The following is a 2,951-nucleotide window of genomic DNA, read 5'->3' as shown; positions in this document are numbered from 1 at the left end:
CTGGCGAAGCAGCCATTACTGGTGCAACAAGTTCAACATATACCATGACAGGAACCGATGTGGGTAAATTTATCCGCTTTGGTGTGGTACCAAAAGCCGCAACAGGCAACAGTCCTGGAGTTGAAACATTCTCGAACTATACAGGAGCAGTACTGGCCAACGAAGTGCCAACTGCATCCAATGTTACTTATACAGGCACACTTAGATCTTTCGAAGTATTAACAGGAACATATAGCTACAGCGATACCGAAGGTGATGCCAATAGCGGAACAAGCTTTAAATGGTACCGGGCCGATGATGTTGCAGGTACGATCAATAAAACTGCAATTCCCGGAGCTGTTGCTGCTACATACACACTGGCAACAGCTGATGTGGGCAAATACATTGCTTATGCGGTTACTCCTGCATCTTTAACCGGTAATTCACCAGGACTTGAAGTACTCTCTGCTTATCAGGGAACAATATCGAACAACGAAGCGCCAACGGCAACGAGTGTTAATTTTACCGGCGATTTATTCATTAACAAAACATTGACAGGAACCTATACATATACTGATACCGAAGGTGAAACCCAAGGCGGAACTACGCTGCAATGGTACCGCGCCGATGATGCTGCAGGGACTGTAAATAAAACTGCAATTCCCGGAGCTGTTGCTGCTACATACACACTAACAGCAGCTGATGTGGGCAAATACATTGCTTATGCGGTTACTCCGGGTGCTTTAACGGGTAATTCACCAGGACTTGAAGTACTCTCTGCTTATCAGGGAACAATATTGAACAACGAAGTGCCAACGGCAATGAATGTTAATTTTACGGGCACTTTAGCGATAAATGGAGTACTAACAGGTACATACGACTATGCCGATACGGAAAACGACACTGACGATAGTTCTACTTACCAATGGTACCGGGCCGATGATGCTGCAGGTACTGGCGAAGCAGCCATTAGCGGAGCCACTGCCTCTACATACACACTGGCAGTAGCTGATGTGGACAAATACATAGCTTATGCGGTAACTCCTGCATCTTCAACGGGTACTTCGCCGGGACTGGAGGTACTCTCTGCTTATCAGGGACCAGTATCGAACAACGAAGCGCCAACGGCAACGAATGTTAATTTTACAGGCCCTTTAGGGAAGAATGGAGTACTAACAGGTACATACGACTATACCGATACGGAAAACGACGCTGACGATAGTTCTACCTACCAGTGGTTTTATGCCGATGATGCTGCAGGTACAAATAAATTCGCCATTAACGGAGCCACTGCTTCTGCTTACACAATAACACCCACTGATCTTGACAAATACATTGCTTATGCGGTAACTCCAGCATCTTCAACAGGTAGTTCACCAGGACTTGAAGTATACTCTGCTTACCAGGGACCTGTCTTGAACAACGAAGCGCCAACAGCTACAAATGCTACCGTTTCGGGGCCATTAGGGCAAGATCAACTACTAACGGCCTCTTTCACCTATGCCGATGCTGAACTCGACTCTGAAGGTACTGCAATCTACCAGTGGTACCGAGCTGATGATGCTGCTGGTACAAATAAATCAGCCATTGCCGGTGCAACCTCATCTACTTACACACTAACAGCCGATGATGTGGCTAAACACATTGCGTGTGCTGTTAAGCCTGTAGCCACATCTGGTGCTACGCCGGGTCTGGAAGTATTAACAACTTACACTAAATCAGTTGCCGGTGCTGGTAACATCACTACACTCTCCGGAGCTGTCTGGAAAGCGGCCGATGAAGCTGGATTATATACATATGCCGATGCACGCTCTCAGTGTCCTAGCGGCTATCACCTACCTACTAAAACTGAATGGCAAACTGTATACGATGACTATGGCGGTTCAATAGACTTCGCAACACAAAACAGTGAACTTAATTTAACCGAATTCCCAAATTATTGGGAAACCTATTATGCTGTTGATACTAATGATAGCAGTGGTCCTCGTTTTTTCTACGAAAATGGAGCCGGCGTCTCGCAAAACGCTACGTTGCCGCAATCGGGTACCTATGGGGAGATGGGTCGCCCATTAACAGACAAAGGCCACGTAAGATGCGCAAAAGATTGACGAGTACTAATTCAATATCACCTTCCCAATGCACTTTGGGAAGGTGTGAATGGTTTGCCGTTTTGTGGGGCTGTAAGGCAGCACGGATAAATTGTAAGGGGTAGCCGCGGGCTACCCCATGCCGTGCCAAAACAGGGCTGAAAAGGTGATGTGGGGTAATTACTTAATAGTGAGTAGTTTGGTGCAGGTTGTAGAAAAGTACTTATTTTAAAAACAGGTAAAAATGAACAAAAATACGAGTAAAAAAGGCCTGAAAACTGCACCCTGCCGCGTGCAGGGCAATAACTACCCCTTAGTAATTACGAATTATGAGTTACAATTTGTTAATTATGAATTGTGCAGGTAATACCAATTTAATTTTAAAATAAACTTTAATTAAAATGAATTAATTTTTAGCTGTGTCGAGGCAAAAAAGTAAAGCATAGCCATGTTACCGTGCATCTTTTTTTAACGAAGATATAGCTGAAAAGAAACTTTTTATAAGGCATGTTTTGATCTTAACTTGGCATAAGGGCTTTACTTCGGATGTTTAGTCTGAAGAATCGCACAAAATAAAAAGGGGAATAACAAAATACGTATCGCTTAAAATGGGAAAACAAGAAAAGGAAGCAAAATAATAAAACAAAAACCGGTTTAAAGTCTGCGCCTTACCGCAATAAAACGATTATGAAAAGAATCTACACATTGCTAATTCTTAGTCTTTTGTTCGTGAACTTAAGTGTTTTTGCACAGGAAGGTGGAGTTAGTATCGGAAAAGGGAAAAATTCTGCTCATGCTAAAGCAATTTTAGAATTGTTTTCAGAGGGCAAGGGATTATTGACTCCTAGGCTGACAACTGCCCAACGAATAGGGATGTTCGAATCT

General features: G+C 43.7%; 2 protein-coding genes. Both read left to right on the top strand.

The genetic code is table 11. The features are described 5' to 3' along the window. Window positions 1-2,087 (top strand): hypothetical protein (locus QUH73_RS20550; RefSeq protein WP_289532321.1); only part of this gene is annotated, 2,087 nt, incomplete at its 5' end. Window positions 2,088-2,753: 666 nt separating this feature from the next. Continuing rightward, a partial coding sequence (locus QUH73_RS20545) for a hypothetical protein (RefSeq protein WP_289532320.1) occupies window positions 2,754-2,951 on the top strand: 198 nt, incomplete at its 3' end.

Origin of the sequence: Labilibaculum sp. K2S (assembly GCF_030372765.1) — a bacterium.
GTDB lineage: Bacteria > Bacteroidota > Bacteroidia > Bacteroidales > Marinifilaceae > Labilibaculum.
Note: the sequence above shows the minus strand (reverse complement) of the source record. Positions and strands in the feature narration are given on the sequence as shown.